General features: G+C 41.9%; 16 protein-coding genes. 15 read left to right on the top strand and 1 reads right to left on the bottom strand.

Annotated features, from left to right (window positions below; genetic code table 11):
- Positions 1-44 precede the first annotated feature (44 nt).
- The 7 genes from M1L66_RS30640 (at position 45) to M1L66_RS30610 (ending at position 7,509) form a co-directional block, all read left to right on the top strand.
- Positions 45-704: a response regulator transcription factor gene (locus M1L66_RS30640; protein WP_021404737.1), complete on the top strand. Its 660-nt coding sequence runs from the start codon at positions 45-47 to the stop codon at positions 702-704.
- Positions 695-2,059 carry a sensor histidine kinase gene (locus M1L66_RS30635; RefSeq protein WP_434689420.1) on the top strand — a complete coding sequence of 455 codons (1,365 nt, stop codon included), beginning with the start codon at positions 695-697 and terminating at the stop codon, positions 2,057-2,059. Before M1L66_RS30640 ends, M1L66_RS30635 begins: the two co-directional genes overlap by 10 nt.
- 360 nt (positions 2,060-2,419) lie before the next feature.
- Positions 2,420-2,839, top strand: a complete 420-nt coding sequence (locus M1L66_RS30630) for an RNA polymerase sigma factor (RefSeq protein ID WP_434689418.1) — start codon at positions 2,420-2,422, stop codon at positions 2,837-2,839.
- A gap of 3 nt (positions 2,840-2,842) precedes the next feature.
- Positions 2,843-3,091, top strand: coding sequence for a helix-turn-helix domain-containing protein (locus tag M1L66_RS30625; RefSeq protein WP_434689416.1), 249 nt, complete (start codon positions 2,843-2,845; stop codon positions 3,089-3,091).
- 371 nt (positions 3,092-3,462) lie between these two features.
- Positions 3,463-3,609, top strand: coding sequence for an SHOCT domain-containing protein (locus M1L66_RS30620; RefSeq protein ID WP_005339673.1), 147 nt, complete (start codon positions 3,463-3,465; stop codon positions 3,607-3,609).
- 72 nt (positions 3,610-3,681) lie between these two features.
- Positions 3,682-5,517 carry a recombinase family protein gene (locus M1L66_RS30615; RefSeq protein ID WP_434689413.1) on the top strand — a complete coding sequence of 612 codons (1,836 nt, stop codon included), beginning with the start codon at positions 3,682-3,684 and terminating at the stop codon, positions 5,515-5,517.
- A 99-nt stretch (positions 5,518-5,616) separates the two neighbouring features.
- On the top strand, positions 5,617-7,509 hold the full coding sequence (locus M1L66_RS30610) for an SANT/Myb-like DNA-binding domain-containing protein (protein WP_434689411.1): 1,893 nt from the start codon (positions 5,617-5,619) through the stop codon (positions 7,507-7,509).
- Between the two features lie 47 nt (positions 7,510-7,556).
- Here M1L66_RS30610 and M1L66_RS30605 read toward each other — a convergent pair whose 3' ends face one another.
- Positions 7,557-8,435, bottom strand: a complete 879-nt coding sequence (locus M1L66_RS30605; protein WP_187020515.1) for a LysR family transcriptional regulator — start codon at positions 8,433-8,435, stop codon at positions 7,557-7,559.
- 175 nt (positions 8,436-8,610) lie between these two features.
- Here M1L66_RS30605 and M1L66_RS30600 point away from each other — a divergent pair, with 175 nt between their 5' ends.
- The 8 genes from M1L66_RS30600 to M1L66_RS30565 all read left to right on the top strand — a co-directional run bounded on the left by M1L66_RS30600 (position 8,611) and on the right by M1L66_RS30565 (position 14,999).
- The gene (locus M1L66_RS30600; RefSeq protein WP_434689409.1) at positions 8,611-9,672 is read left to right on the top strand and encodes an NCS2 family permease; all 1,062 of its coding nucleotides are present in this window, start codon (positions 8,611-8,613) and stop codon (positions 9,670-9,672) included.
- Positions 9,673-9,687: 15 nt separating this feature from the next.
- Positions 9,688-10,260, top strand: coding sequence for a phosphoribosyltransferase family protein (locus tag M1L66_RS30595; protein ID WP_187020514.1), 573 nt, complete (start codon positions 9,688-9,690; stop codon positions 10,258-10,260).
- A gap of 236 nt (positions 10,261-10,496) precedes the next feature.
- Positions 10,497-11,069: a GNAT family N-acetyltransferase gene (locus M1L66_RS30590; RefSeq protein ID WP_187020512.1), complete on the top strand. Its 573-nt coding sequence runs from the start codon at positions 10,497-10,499 to the stop codon at positions 11,067-11,069.
- On the top strand, positions 11,066-11,674 hold the full coding sequence (locus M1L66_RS30585) for a methyltransferase family protein (RefSeq protein WP_187020511.1): 609 nt from the start codon (positions 11,066-11,068) through the stop codon (positions 11,672-11,674). Before M1L66_RS30590 ends, M1L66_RS30585 begins: the two co-directional genes overlap by 4 nt.
- Entirely contained in the window at positions 11,664-12,041 is a 378-nt protein-coding gene (locus tag M1L66_RS30580) for a DUF3795 domain-containing protein (protein ID WP_434689406.1), read from the top strand. Before M1L66_RS30585 ends, M1L66_RS30580 begins: the two co-directional genes overlap by 11 nt.
- A 185-nt stretch (positions 12,042-12,226) precedes the next feature.
- Positions 12,227-12,391, top strand: coding sequence for a DUF255 domain-containing protein (locus M1L66_RS30575; protein WP_080633338.1), 165 nt, complete (start codon positions 12,227-12,229; stop codon positions 12,389-12,391).
- Between the two features lie 38 nt (positions 12,392-12,429).
- A complete protein-coding gene (locus M1L66_RS30570; RefSeq protein WP_434689404.1) occupies positions 12,430-14,343 on the top strand; it encodes a thioredoxin domain-containing protein in 1,914 nt (637 codons plus the stop codon).
- Positions 14,340-14,999: an HDIG domain-containing metalloprotein gene (locus tag M1L66_RS30565; protein WP_434689402.1), complete on the top strand. Its 660-nt coding sequence runs from the start codon at positions 14,340-14,342 to the stop codon at positions 14,997-14,999. The genes M1L66_RS30570 and M1L66_RS30565 overlap by 4 nt, the downstream gene beginning before the upstream one ends.
- The last annotated feature ends 1 nt before the right edge of the window (position 15,000 follow it).

The following is a 15,000-nucleotide window of genomic DNA, read 5'->3' as shown; positions in this document are numbered from 1 at the left end:
CCTTTATGGATTATGATATACTAAAAAAGCTAGGAGGCGATACTATGGCAACAATCCTTATGATTGATGATGAACGACCTATTTTAGAACTTGTGAAAAATGGACTGCAAAAGGACGGACATTTAGTTACAGTCTATACGTCCGCCGCACAGGTTCCTCTTGATAAACTGAACAGATATGACTTGATTATACTGGACATTATGATGCCGGATATAGACGGGTTTTCTTATTGTGATAAAATCCGTTCATTAGTGGACTGTCCTATCCTATTTCTGACTGCTAAGACAATGGAAAATGATATTACATTCGGTCTTGGATTAGGAGCAGATGACTATTTGACAAAACCATTCCGTATTACAGAATTACGGGCAAGAGTAAATGCCCACTTACGCCGCGAACACCGAGAACGACATATAGCTCTTACATTTGACCGGATAAAAATTGATTTATCTGCAAAAGAATTACGGGTAGATAATATACCAGTGCCTTTAACGAAAAGTGAATATCTGATTTGTGAGTATCTTGCTAGTAACAAAGGACAGGTTTTTTCAAAGGAACAAATATACGAAGCTACATTTTCCCTTTATGGAGAAAGCGATAGTTCTACAATCTCGACACATATAAAAAATATAAGGTCAAAGTTTGAGAAAACGGGTGTTCAGCCAATCGTAACAGTTTGGGGGATAGGTTATAGATGGGAATAAAAATGAAAACATCACTTACAAGAACTTTTTATAAATTTCTTGTTTGTCTACTTGGCGGACTATGCTTGTCCGTTGTCGTCCCTTTTGCCTGTATGATGTTTGCTTCCAGTATAGGGCTTGTAACACTTGCAGATAATAACGAACGGCAAACGAAAGCTTTAGTACCGATACTAACTGCAACACCAAATGTATCAGATATACATTTTCCTACTGGAACTAAATTTCTTCGATTAACTAAAAACTATGGATACATAGATACGAATATGAGTGAAGAAGAAAAAGAAAAGGCTTTAATGTTTGCTAAAACGGGGTTCATGGATACAAGTGGTAAAACACAGTTTATTTTCATTACTCGAGATGATGAATATATTGTTTTACAGTATGTTATAGGTTCTCAATATTTAAATGCACAATTTAATCAGTATTTACCGTCCCCAGAAATTATGATGATTTCTTTAATCACTATAAGCAGCTTAGGGGTATGTGTTTATCTGACTGTTCATTTTGCTAAAGAGCTGAGAAAAGAATTGACACCTATTTTAGAAGCTACCAAAGAAATTGAGAATAACAACTTAGATTTTACTATCGGACATTCTAAAATATTGGAATTTGAAAACGTGATTATATCCTTTGATAGTATGCGAAATAGTTTAAAAGGGTCATTAGAAAAACAGTGGCGAAGTGAAAAAGCACAAAGAGAACAGATTGCATCTTTAGCTCATGATTTGAAAACTCCATTAACTGTTATGCAGGGGAACATTGACCTATTAGATGAAACAGAACTTGACGAAGAACAAAAGCTATATTTATCGTATGCAATGAGTAGCTCTGAGCAGATGAAACAGTATATAAAAATTTTGATTGATATATCTAAAGCATCTGCTGGCTATCAATTACAAATGGAAGATGTAAATTTTCCAGAGTTTTGGAAACATATCTTATCTCAAACTGAAATCATCTGCAAAGATAAAGGTATTGTTATTCAGCAGACACAGCATAATTTCCCACAGAATATAACTGGGGATAGAATGTTACTGGAACGAGCATTGATGAATTTGGTTTCAAATTCTTTAGAGTACTCGCCTGAAAACTCTACATTATATATAGATGTAGATAGCAAGGACAATTACTTGAATATCTGTATTACAGACTGTGGCTGTGGCTTTTCGCAAGAGGCATTGGATCACGCAAAAGAACGTTTCTATATGGCAGACCAAAGTAGGAGCTCTAAACTGCATTATGGAATGGGTTTATATATTGTTGATATCATTATAAAACAGCATAAAGGAAAACTTCTGCTAGATAATTCCACAGAAACCAAAGGTGCCAAAGTTACTATAAAGTTACCATTATAAGAGAACGGCTTATTTGTCGTTCTTTTTTCATATCTTTAAGAAATCTTCAAAATTAGGTTGTATTCTTTGTTTGAAGGTAATGGTTATATGCTATTATACGGGGGATTGTGTATGAAGTGTTTTAAGCAATTTACCAAAAACTCAAGAACAACTTAACAGCAATCCATGCGCTAATACAACTGAATATTTTAATATCTTAGCTCGTACAGACTATATGTTTTGTGCGGGCTTTTTTTGTACCCGAAAAAATTTTTTAACTTTTTTCGGCTTCAGCTTAGCAAATCACACCTTGCTGTACAGATATGGTGCGGAAAGAGGGATAAACACTTTTCAAGTCATAGCTGGAAAGGGGGTGAGATTATGAAGCCGTCTGATTTCCAGAAAACAATACAATGTCAATTTGAATGTAAGTTAAAGAAAGTTACAAAAGGCATTGTAAGAAATTATCAGAAAGAATTAAAACGGAGAAAAAATAAGGAAATTCCTTTTTGTGAACTTCCAGAACTAGTGATTGAAAAATTATCCGTTTTAGACGATTACGACAGCGACTATACATTATTCAATGTATGTGGCGACGATATTAGTATTCTTGATGATGAATTGGCAGAAGCCTTGAAAAAGCTGTCTGACCGTAACCGTGAGAACTTACTCATGTACTACTTCTTAGAAATGAGCGATACCGAGATTGCTAAATTGCAGAATATTTCCAGAAGTGGAGTATTTCAAAATCGGTATAACTCATTGGAACTTATGAAAAAAATACTAAAAGGAGAAAAGTAAGAAATGAAGCACATTTTTAAGAAACCGTCATTTTATCTGATTTCGTCAGCTACGGACGGAGACGAAAAAGCGATTGAAAAGATACTGGCAATTTATGACCCGTACATATCAAAATGTTGTTTGCGTTCACTCTATGATGAATACGGTAATGTTTATATTGCCGTGGATATGGAATTAAAAGGATGTATCAGAGAAGCCCTTATCAAAATGATTTTGGACTTTGATATACCTTTAGAAACCGAGGAAGAATAACAAGCAGTAATAGTAACCGCAGAGCATGATTTGTTCAATCCCCCTCTTTCCTGCTCTGCACTCTGCTTTTACATGAAAGCAATATGCTTTCGCCACAGCTCTTTGACAACTGAATAAAGCAGACAGATACGTTTGTGAGATAGTGAGCCACGGGACTGTACGCCATGACCTTTCCAAAAGAAAGCGAGCGACCCACGCAGTGATCCGAGAGCGACTGTTGGAAAAGTCGCTTTGCCACGACCTATCCTCACAGAATAATGATACGTCCGCATGGTGCGGTTCTGCCCACAAGAATGGGAATAGTTGAGATACTAATGGAGCTTTCCAAAGCCGTCTGCCTGCTTAGAAATTACAAGCAAGGGGGAATTTATATGGAGAAAAAACTAATACGATATAGTATGCAAATTGCTATGTTGAACCAACTTCTTGCCCGTAAAATGATTTCTGAAAAAGAATATGCTTTAGTAAAATCAAAACTTATGCAAGATTATAAAATTGTTTCAGATATAACCGCTTGAATTGTATATTTAGATATTGTATAATAACACTACAAAAGGAATACAAAATGCAAATATAAAAGGAGTGGTTCTGTGAAAGAAGTAAAAGTAATCAAAGCAAGGAATGATTTGCAAACTCGTACAAGAGGAAAAACGATTGAACTTATGCGTGTTGGTGCATATTGCAGGGTTAGTACAGATAGTGCAGACCAGCTAAACAGTTATAAGTCGCAGGTAGCCTATTATACAGATATGATTAAGAAAAATAAAGAATGGGTACTTGCGGACATATATGCTGATGAAGCAATCACAGGTACACAAGTGGCTAAAAGAGAAGATTTCCAGCGTATGATAAATGATTGTATGAATGGAGAAATTGATATGGTTATTACGAAATCCATTTCCAGATTTGCAAGAAATACGCTAGATACCTTAAAATATGTTCGTATGCTAAAGGAACGTAATATAGCAGTATATTTTGAAGATGAGAAAATCAATACTTTAACTATGGACGGAGAATTGCTTTTAGTTGTACTTAGTTCTGTGGCACAGCAGGAAGTTGAAAATATATCCGCTAATGTGAAAAAAGGTTTGAAGATGAAAATGAAACGGGGAGAACTGGTTGGCTTTCAAGGTTGTCTTGGATATGATTATCACAAAGATACAAAAACAATTACTGTGAATGAAGAAGAAGCAGAAATTGTACGTTATATTTTTAATCGGTATATTGAGGGTGCTGGTGGTTCTGTTATTGCACATGAGCTTGAAAATTTGGGATATAAAACAAAGTACGGAAGTTCTACATGGGTACAATCAACAGTCATTGGCATTATCAAGAATGAAAAATATAAAGGCGATTTATTGCTAGGAAAAACCTTTACAGTAGACCCGATTTCAAAGAGGAGATTGGAGAACTTCGGAGAAGAAGATAAATTTTATATTCGTAATCATCACGAACCGATTATTAGCGAAGAAGTTTTTGAAAAGGCACAAGAAATTCTTGCCAGAAGAAATGTAAATAGAGGAAAGATTGGAGAGGGTAACACAAAGAGAGAAAAATATAGTAGAAAATATGCTTTCAGTTGTATGCTGGAATGTGGTTTCTGTGGTGGTACTTTGACAAGGCGTAATTGGCACAGTAGTTCACAGTATAGCAAGGTTATATGGCAATGTGTAACAGCTACGAAGAAAGGCAAGAAATTTTGTAAACATAGCAAAGGTATTCCAGAAACAGCCATTGAAGAAGCCTTTGTAGAAAGTTATCGTTTATTGTGTGATGATAATAAAGATGTTCTGGAAGAATTTTTGCAGAGAATGGACGATACACTTAGTAGTAGTGTGGTGTCAAAACAACTTGCAAAAGCAGAAAAAGAGATAGACGCATTAGAGAAGAAAAAAAGTAAACTTGTGGATATGCGTCTGGAAGAAATTATTGATAAGGAAACCTATGAAAGCAAATATGCTGACTTAGTAAGCAAACAAGAACAGCTTGTCGAGGAAAGAAAAAAATTACAAGAAACGTCTGATAATGAAAAAGACATAAAAAAACGTCTGAAAGAGTTTAAGAAAACTTTGGAGCAGAATGAGGTTCTTGATAAATTTGACCGCTATGTGTTTGAAAGCATTGTTGAGAAAGTAATTGTAGGTGGACTTGATGAAAACGGAAATGTTGACCCTGCACAGTTGACTTTTGTTTATAAAACGGGCTTGAAGAATAGCGTAGATGGTGCTAAATTTAAACCACAAAGAAAAAATGCAAGAGGACGACATAGGACTGACGAATTGTGTTCACATGACAGCAACGAGGTTGATAAAATGTGTTCCGATAGTAGTAACGACACATGTGGAAACAGTTTGCTTGTTGGAACTGAGCATGTTTCCTGTTACCGTGGCGGGGGAAGGAAAATGAATGTTTTAGTTAAATTGTAGAAAGTAATATAATTCCGATGTATTTGGTTTTGTTTTGATATAATACGGGGATAGTATTTATATAGTTACATTAGATAAAAAATAGAAGTCAATTGATGTTTGAATGTGGTTGAAGAAAGTGGTATTAATAATATGAGTAATTACATCAGAAAAACGCCAAGGAAAGAACAGAATTCCGATAAAAATTGGAGTAAAAAAGAAGATCATTTCTTAATAGAAAACTATCACACCCTTGGTTCTAAAGCTGTAGCTGAATTATTACACCGTGTTCCGGCAGCATGTCGAAATCGAGCATATCACTTAAACATAACCCGGGTTTTAGGCTGGTCTTTGGAGGAAGAGCAGATTCTTGTGCAAAACTACGCAAACAAAGGTGCTGGCTGGGTAGCCAAACAACTGGGGCGCTCCAAAAGCTGTTGCATTGCCCGGGCAGGGAAACTGGGTATAAAGCGGGATTACCATTGGACAAAAACACAAACGGATTATCTGAAGAAATATTATCCTATGGTAGGAGCGGTGGGGGTTGCTTCTTTTTTGAAGCGTTCGCCCAACACTTGTCAGGTAAAGGCATCAAGTCTTGGCATTCAGTATGTTGATCAGTTGAAATGGAGTAAGGAAGATGAGCAGTTACTAACGGAGCATTACCCTAGGGAAGGGGTAATCGCAGTGGCAAAACTTATTGGTAAGTCAGAGTCCGCTTGCCGCAGTCATGCAGCTACAATGGGATTGATTTTTGATAATTCATGGACGAAAGAGGAAGAGAATATTATAAAAGAATACTATCCAAGGTTTGGCCCTTCTGGTACTTCAGTACTTTTAAATCGCACCCACAGCGCCTGTGTAAGCCGGGCCAGTAAGCTTGGTATTATCTTTGAAAATACCTTAAAATGGACGAAGGAGGAAATAGGCATCCTTCGGCAGTATTACCCGTTAGAAGGAGCTAAAGTGGCTGAGCGCATCGATGGGAGAAGTGCAAGTGCTTGTATGAATTGTGCAGGTCGCCTTGGTATTAGTTATAAGCAAACAGAATCTATGGGGGTTCATGTAATAAAAAAGTTTCTGGACTACAAAGGAATTCGATATCAGCAGGAAGTTGTCTTTGAAAATTGCAAATATAAAAACAAACTGCGGTTTGATTTTGCCATCTTCCTGATGGAACAGGATTTCCCTGATAAGCCTACGGGATTAATAGAATTTGACGGCCTGCAACATTTTAGGCCAGTACATTTCTTTGATTTTCAGGAATATAAGTATGAGTCGGCGTTGCAGAATCTAAGACTGCGAGATGAAATTAAAAATAATTTTTGTCAACAATTTTGCATCCCGTTGTTGCGTATTCGTTATAATCAAGGAGAACAAATTAATGAAATACTATCCGACTTTATTGCTCATGTGGAAACGTATCTTATCTCTTTTAATCCTTTTTTATCAAATGAAGAGTATTATGGAGGAGATGAGGATGCGAGCACCGCGATAGTCCAACACGAAAATGCTAAGAATATATCTAAATTGCAAACCAAAGGTGCATTTTACAGTTTTAGATGGACAAAAGATGAGTGTACATTTTTGAGGGATAATTATTCATATAAAGATGCCGTGTGGATTGCAAATCGTTTAGGAAGGACTTGTAGTGCATGTGAGAATAAAGCTCGTAAGTTAAAATTGAAACGGAGAAGTCCAAACTGCTATCATCATCGTTGCGCTTGGAGTGTAGATGAAGATAATTTATTAAAAGTGTATTATGAGGAGAAAGGTGCTCAGTGGGTTGCTGATCAAATTGGGCGTACTGTCAGCGCTTGTCAACATCGTGCCAGTAGAATGCAGGTTAAAAAGAAAAAGCACTTTACACATTGGACTAAGGAAGAAGACGATATCTTAATAAAATTCCATAAAAAGAAAACACATCAGGATATAGCACAAGTGCTGATGCGCACAAAACAGGCCTGCGATAATCGGGTGAGGATACTTAAAATAAAAAAGAAAATAAGCTAGAAGTTTTGAGAAGGGAATGATAAGATTGGGAGAGCCCTAAAGTCCCCTTACCCAACATCAACCCCATGAAACCCCAGAAAATTCCGTGCCGCCCGAGACAGCGGATACTCCTTATTAACAATAAATGCGCTGGTAATAAACAGATTGTCATCAGAAAAATGTTTCACTGCCAAATCCTTAATATGCTGAAAGTCGGCGGTTGTCAGTGAGGCCAGCGCGACGGTTCCGAAGGATCTGGCCCACTCGATGGCGGTCGCATTGGAGGAGGTAATGATAGAGATATTCGGCGCAAGCAGGCGGTGGCCAAAGGAAGAGCGGACCAGGTCCAGGCAGTCAAAGGGAACCGCCAGAGGGTAATCTGCCAGTTGAGCGATATCGAGAATATCACCTTTTTGCATCAGAGGATGATCCGGTTTACAGATAGCGACGATCTCCTCTTTTTCATAGGGGTAGACGGCCAGGGAGGCATAGCCGGGGAGGCTGGAACGTATGAGGCCGATCTCCGTTACGTGGTTTAAGACATTGGGAATCGCAAAATCACTGGGAATTTCATAAAAATCAAAATTGACATTAGGGTATGCCGCCCGGAAATCATCGAAGAGATGGTGCAGAAAATAGGCGGAGTTTCCCGCAGGGATTGACAGCTTTAGCAGTTCGGAAAAAGCTGTCTTTTTGTTGTGAATCTCGTTGTGAAGTTTCTCCTCGGCCTGGCAGATCTCTTTGGCATGCAGATAAAAGACTCGCCCCGCATCGGTCAGTTCCAGTTTGTGTCGGTTTCGGATCAGCAGCTTCGCCCCATAATAGGCTTCTATATTTTTTAGCTGATTGCTCAAAGATGGCTGAGCGATCAGCAATTGATTCGCCGCGGCCAAAATACTTCCGCATTCCACAATCGTAATAAAATTTCGGTAAGACTCTAAAGTCATAGAGCAAACCTCCTTACTAATATAATAAAAATATTATATAAAATATGTAAAAATGATAGTTTTATTATATTAAAAAATATGCTACAATGCAAATTGTTTTTAAAAATACATGCTTATAAAAGATACAATATTTATAAGTATAACTAATTAATGAAAATAAGGGGGACTAAAGATTATGATGAATGCTTTACTTACAGATTTACTTGCCGTATTTGGTGTTGTTTTGAACGCGCTTCCTCAGGGACTTTTGGCGCTGTCATTTGGATTTGCAGCTGTCCCGACGGCGATGGCGTTTTTTATTGGAGCAGCAGGGAATGTAATAACGGGAAATGTGGCGCCTATTTCATTTCAGGCGGAGACCATAACCTATGCGGGAACCAGCGGCAGGAACCGCTCGGAGCGGTGTACCATGATCTTTATAGGTGCGGTCATTCTTGCGGTGGTCGGCGCTTGTGGGATGCTCACAAAAATTGTGGATTTTATTGGGACAGATATTGCGAACGGAATGATGGCCGGCGTGGGACTGATCTTGACGAAAGCGGCTGTCAATATGGTGAAGGAGGATCACATTGCCGGCGGAGTGTCGCTGGCTGCGGCTGTCATCACCTATCTTTTGACCAGATCCAGTGCCAATACGCTGGTTTATACAATTGTTATTTCGGTTATCGCTTCCAGCATTGCTTCTGCGGTTTTGAATAAAGAAAAGAAGAATATTGTTATTGCCGACGATAAATTTAAGCGGCAGAAATTTACGATAAACGGAACAGTTATTTTTGGAGCACTCGGTATGGTATGCTTAAATATCGGGTCCAACATTTCCTTCGGGGCGATTACTGCCAGCATGGCGGGGGCAGATACTTTTAATGTGGATCATTTAACCCTGATCTCGTCCCTTGCGGACATCGGTTCCTCCTTCTTCGGCGGCGCACCGGTTGAGTCAATTATTTCCGCTACCGCAAATGCGCCCCACCCGGTATGGGCCGGCGTTGCGATGATGGTAGTGGTAGGCGTGATTCTTTTAAGCGGCCTGCTTCCGAAAATCGGCAATTACGTTCCGTCCTCGTCCATTGCAGGCTTTCTGTTTGTGCTGGGCCTGTTCAAGACATTTGTGCTGGATGCGCCTGCGGCGCTTGCGGTTAATCCGGCAGTGGGCGGAAGTGCACTCGTTGTCACGGCAATCTCCAATCCGTTTCTCGGAATGCTTGCCGGAATTGCAGCCAGAATTCTTGGCATGTAAAGGAGGAAATCATTGATGAAAAACTATGAACTAAATCTATTTGGTGTAAAACGGGAACTGCCTTTTATTGATCTGGAGGATAATCTGGCATTTGCAAGTTTTGTCATTATGGGGGATACGGAGCTTATTATGGCCTGCGCGCCTAAGCTTGCCGAGAAGATCGGGGATGTGGATGTCATTATAACCGCGGAAGCCAAAGGAATTGCGCTGACCTATGAAATCAGCAGAATTCTTGGAAAAAAAGAATTTATCGTTGCAAGGAAAAGCATCAAATCCTATATGAGCGGAGTCGTGTCGGTGTCGGTACACTCTATTACAACTTCAGGAGAGCAGCACTTGTACCTGGACGGCCATGATGCAGAGAGTCTCAAGGGGAAAAAGGTTTGTATTGTGGATGACGTCATTTCCACCGGAGAATCGCTTTACGCGCTGGAGGCACTGGTGGAGAGTGCCGGGGGAATCGTCACCAAAAAGGCAGCAGTGCTCGCAGAGGGAAATGCGGCGGAGCGGGATGATATTATCTTTTTGCAGAAACTTCCGCTGTTTCAGAAAACGGATGATGGCGGATATGAAATCAAGGAGTTATAAGGACAGAAGAAGCTTTAAATAAAAGCAGATATCATATCATTCCAAAGGGAATGGATCATATCTGCTTTTTATTATCAAAACAATTCATAAAAGCGTGTTTTGAAGGAATCGAAGGAATCTCTTTACAACAGCAATCCAGGCAGTATAGAAGTAACAAAAATATACATTGATTATAAGCAAAAACGCTTTATAATAGAACTTAAGACGATTCAAAACCAATAACAGGAGGTATTCTTGTGACAGACAGATTGGAAACAGACCGATTGATTCTCAGACCATGGGATGAGGCGGACGCGGAGTACTTATACAACTATGCAAAGGATGACAGAGTAGGCCCCATCGCAGGATGGCCAGTACATACAAGCGTGGAGAACAGCCGGGAGATCATTAAGAATGTCCTGTCGAAGGAGGGAACGTATGCGGTTGTCTTAAAGGAGACCATGCTCCCTGTGGGAAGTATTGGATTGATGGCTGGCAAAGACAGCAATCTCAATATTCCCGATACAGAAGCGGAAATCGGATACTGGATCGGAGTTCCTTATTGGGGCCAGGGGCTGATTCCGGAAGCGGCACGCGAACTGATTCGGTACAGTTTCGAGGAACTGCATATGGAAAAGCTGTGGTGCGGATATTTTGATGGAAATGAGAAATCCCGCCGTTCTCAGGAAAAGTGCGGCTTCCTTTATCACCATACCAATGAAAATATTCACTGGGAACTGATGAAGGATACCCGCACAGAACATATCACCTGTATGACAAAGGAACAGTGGGAAAAGACAAATACACAGAGAGGTCAGGTAAAATCATGATATTTCAGCTGATGGGATTAATGGCGCTGCTCCTCTTTTATGGGGTTTATTTTGGAAAAATGGCAGCGCAGAGGAAGCAGGGCATACAAACCGATCACATTGCCAAAGGCGGAAAAAAGGGACGTCTGTTCTGGGTGGAAATGACCATGAAGGCGGCGACTTATGCGGTCCCTGCTGTGGAAATCATAAGCCTGCTCTCCGGAACCAGCCGGATGCCTGCTTTGATCAGATATTTGGGGGCGTTGGCAGCATTTGCCGGAGCGGCGTGTTTTGCAGCTTCTGTTTATACGATGCGGGACAGCTGGCGGGCCGGGATACCGGAAGGTGATAAAACGGAGATTGTGACGACTGGAATCTACAGTATGAGCCGCAATCCTGCATTTCTGGGATTCGATCTGGTGTATATCGGCTTGCTGCTCATGTTCTTTAATCCGGTGTTACTGGTGTTTTCGATTTTCGCAATGTTGATGCTGCACATGCAGATTTTGCAGGAAGAAAAATATATGGCAGATACATTTGGCGGCGAGTACGAGAAATACAGAGAACACGTTTACCGGTATATAGGGTCGAAAGGAAGATATGGAGGAAATACAAATGAAACGTGAAATGGGTATAGCGAGATGCGGGCTTGCCTGCTGTCTGTGTTCTGGGAATGAAACGTGCGCAGGCTGTAATTCCGGTGAATGTCCGGGCCGGGACTGGTGCGAGAATCGGAACTGTTCCATGGAAAAAGGAATTGAAGGCTGTTACACCTGTGGCGAATCCTGTTCCAAAGGGCTGCTGGGCAAAATAAAACCGCTTGGATTCCGCACATTTATTCAGCGGTACGGCGTGGAAGCGCTGCTGGACTGCCTGGAACGCAATGAAAAGAATGGAGTCCTTTACCACAGGGAAGGCATTAACGGGGATTACGATGATTTTGAAGATGTGGAAGCACTGATTTCCTTTATCCAGTCTGGAAATAAAGCGTAACAATGGTATACAGGGAGAATCAGAGAGGAACTGCGGTACGAGTCTGAACAGTGCCCGGACTGACAGCGTATAATTTATGGCTGTCAGGGAGAAAATAACAGGGTAACAATCAATTTCAGATCATTCATAGGGGGTGTATTTGCAGCTGCAAATATATCCTCTTTTTACAGAAAGGAGGTGGTCCTGTGGACAATCATAAAAATATACCCAATAGGTTAATCAATGAAAAATCGCCTTATCTGCTGCAGCACGCTTACAATCCCGTGCAGTGGTATCCCTGGGGCGGGGAAGCGTTTGAGAAAGCAGTGCTTGAGGATAAGCCTGTTTTCCTATCTATTGGGTACAGCTGACTTTTCTGCATGGAAGTACATGTCACTGGTGCCATGTGATGGAACACGAATCATTTGAAAACAATACAATCGCGAAGCTTTTAAACAGGGAGTATATCTGTGTAAAGGTGGATCGGGAGGAACGGCCGGATGTGGATGCTGTATACATGTCAGTCTGCCAGGCCATGAATGGACAGGGCGGATGGCCGCTCACGATTATTATGACGCCTGCGTGCAAACCGTTTTTTTCGGGCACGTATTTACCGCCTAAAGCACGGTACGGCCGGGTTGGGCTGGAAGAGCTGCTGACTGCGGTGGCAGGGCAGTGGAAAACAAACAGGGAAAAACTCTTAGACAGTGCAGGACGGATCGAAGCGTACTTGAAAGAACAGGAGCGGGCGACAGTGTCGGCGGAGCCAGGAATGGATCTGGTACATCAGGCATTTCGGCAGTTTGCAGGCAATTTTGATAAGAAGAATGGCGGCTTTGGCGGCGCACCTAAATTTCCGACACCCCATAATCTGATGTTTCTGATGGAATATGGAACGAGAGAGAAGAAGCGGGAAGCTTTGACTATGGCGGAAACAACGCTGGTACAGATGTACCGGGGTGGAATTTTTGACCATATTGGCGGCGGATTCTCCAGATATTCCACGGACGAAAGGTGGCTGGTGCCGCACTTTGAAAAAATGCTTTATGATAATGCGCTGTTGGCGCTGGCTTATGTGGAAGCCTTCGGCCTGACCGGCCGTGAGTTATATGGAGGCGTGGCGCGTAAGATTCTTGCATATGTGGGGGCGGAACTGACGGATGCACAGGGCGGATTCTATTGCGGACAGGATGCGGACAGCGACGGCGTAGAAGGAAAGTATTATGTTTTCACTCCAAAGGAAATATGCAGAGTCTTGGGCGAAAACGCAGGGACGGCATTTTGTGACCGTTATGGGATTACGGAGCATGGAAATTTCGAAGGAAAAAGCATACCGAATCTGTTGGGAAATGAAGCGTATGAGGAAGATGTAAAAGCAAACACAAAAGCGGAATACACAAAAGCGGAACAGGCAGAAAACGATCTGAAAATAGCTGACCTTCAAAAACTATATGAATACCGTATCCAGCGGACCCGGCTTCACAAGGATGATAAAATTCTGGTTTCCTGGAATGGCTGGATGATCTGCGCGTGTGCGAAGGCCGGAGCTGTGCTGGGTGAGACGGAGTATGTGGATCTGGCTGTGCGGGCGGAAGCATTTATCCGTAAAAACCTTGCGAGGAACGGTCGGCTGATGGTGCGCTATCGTGATGGCGATGCTGCGGGAGAGGGAAAGCTGGACGATTATGCCTGCTATATTCTCGCATTGCTGGAGCTTTACAGGGTGACCTTCCAGGAAGATTATCTCGCGCGTGCGTCTGCTTGGGCGGAAACGATGATTGAGCAGTTTTTTGACTGGGAACGGGGCGGATTCTATCTTACAGCAAAAGATGGAGAACAGCTTATCGTGAGGACAAAGGAGACTTATGACGGTGCAATGCCTTCCGGGAATTCGACTGCTGCCCGGGGACTTCAGCAGCTGGCACAGATTACGGGGGAGTCAAAATGGCAGGAAATACTGGATCAACAGTTGCATTACCTGGCCGGCGCCATGGAGGGATATCCCTCCGGGCACAGCTATGCGCTGCTGACAATGATGAATGTTCTGTATCCGTCAAAGGAACTGGTTTGTACGATTTCACCTGCTGTCCGCGATACAGAGCAGAAGACACTGCTTAACCGTCTGGCGTATCTGTCAGAAACGGTGCCGGGACTGGCCGTCGTGGTGAAGACTGCGGACAATGAAATGGAACTGGCAAAGCTGGCGCCATATACCAGAGATTATCTGGTGCCGGAAGACGGTATGCTGTTCTATCTCTGCAGCGGAAGCAGATGTTTGCCTCCAGTAGAAAAACTGGAGCAGTTGACGGAGAAAGGGTTATGAGCTTAAAAGACAGAAATGAAAAAGAGATATACAGGGAAGAGCAATACAGAAAAATAGAATCACATCTCCTTCTGGACGACCGTCCATCCGAGTATCTGGAGAAAGTAGGAGAAACGGAAGAATTTAATCATTTCCCCTTCGATCTTCTGAAACGAATGAAACAGACAGAGCAATCGCCGAAATACCATCCGGAAGGCAGCGTATGGATCCATACAATGATGGTAGTAGACGAGGCGGCTAAGCACCGGGAACAAAGCAAGAATCCGCAGGTATTTATGTGGGCTGCCCTTCTTCATGATATTGGAAAACCATCCGTTACCAGATTCCGGAATGGTAAGATCACCTCCTACAATCATGATAGGGAGGGGGCGGAACTGGCGCGTGAGTTCCTTCTGGTCTTTACAGAAGATGAGGCGTTTATTGATGCAGTCTGCGGGCTGGTGCGATACCATATGCAAATCCTATTTGTGACAAAAGGGACAGCACGCGCACAGCTGAAGGAGATGAAGCGTTCCGTGGACATCCGGGAGGCGGCGCTTCTGGGACTTTGCGACAGGCTGGGACGCGCCGGTGTGGATGTGGAGAAGGAGAAAGAGAGTGTCATGGCTTTTCTTCAGGTATGCGGCGTTCTAGGAAAGGATTTTGATTTCATCTAAT

The organism is Hungatella sp. SB206 (assembly GCF_051132295.1).
GTDB lineage: Bacteria > Bacillota > Clostridia > Lachnospirales > Lachnospiraceae > Hungatella > Hungatella effluvii.
This window is presented reverse-complemented; position numbering and strand designations above follow the sequence as displayed.

Excerpts from the sequence above, each read along its gene's own strand:
- M1L66_RS30585 (WP_187020511.1), top strand. The coding sequence starts at position 11,066 with ATGATATTTCAGCTGATGGGATTAATGGCGCTGCTCCTCTTTTATGGG.
- M1L66_RS30570 (WP_434689404.1), top strand. The coding sequence starts at position 12,430 with ATGGAACACGAATCATTTGAAAACAATACAATCGCGAAGCTTTTAAAC.
- M1L66_RS30565 (WP_434689402.1), top strand. The coding sequence starts at position 14,340 with ATGAGCTTAAAAGACAGAAATGAAAAAGAGATATACAGGGAAGAGCAA.
- M1L66_RS30625 (WP_434689416.1), top strand. The coding sequence starts at position 2,843 with ATGAAGCACATTTTTAAGAAACCGTCATTTTATCTGATTTCGTCAGCT.
- M1L66_RS30640 (WP_021404737.1), top strand. The coding sequence starts at position 45 with ATGGCAACAATCCTTATGATTGATGATGAACGACCTATTTTAGAACTT.
- M1L66_RS30635 (WP_434689420.1), top strand. The coding sequence starts at position 695 with ATGGGAATAAAAATGAAAACATCACTTACAAGAACTTTTTATAAATTT.
- M1L66_RS30620 (WP_005339673.1), top strand. The coding sequence starts at position 3,463 with ATGGAGAAAAAACTAATACGATATAGTATGCAAATTGCTATGTTGAAC.
- M1L66_RS30580 (WP_434689406.1), top strand. The coding sequence starts at position 11,664 with ATGAAACGTGAAATGGGTATAGCGAGATGCGGGCTTGCCTGCTGTCTG.
- M1L66_RS30595 (WP_187020514.1), top strand. The coding sequence starts at position 9,688 with ATGAAAAACTATGAACTAAATCTATTTGGTGTAAAACGGGAACTGCCT.
- M1L66_RS30600 (WP_434689409.1), top strand. The coding sequence starts at position 8,611 with ATGATGAATGCTTTACTTACAGATTTACTTGCCGTATTTGGTGTTGTT.
- M1L66_RS30630 (WP_434689418.1), top strand. The coding sequence starts at position 2,420 with ATGAAGCCGTCTGATTTCCAGAAAACAATACAATGTCAATTTGAATGT.
- M1L66_RS30605 (WP_187020515.1), bottom strand. The coding sequence starts at position 8,435 with ATGACTTTAGAGTCTTACCGAAATTTTATTACGATTGTGGAATGCGGA.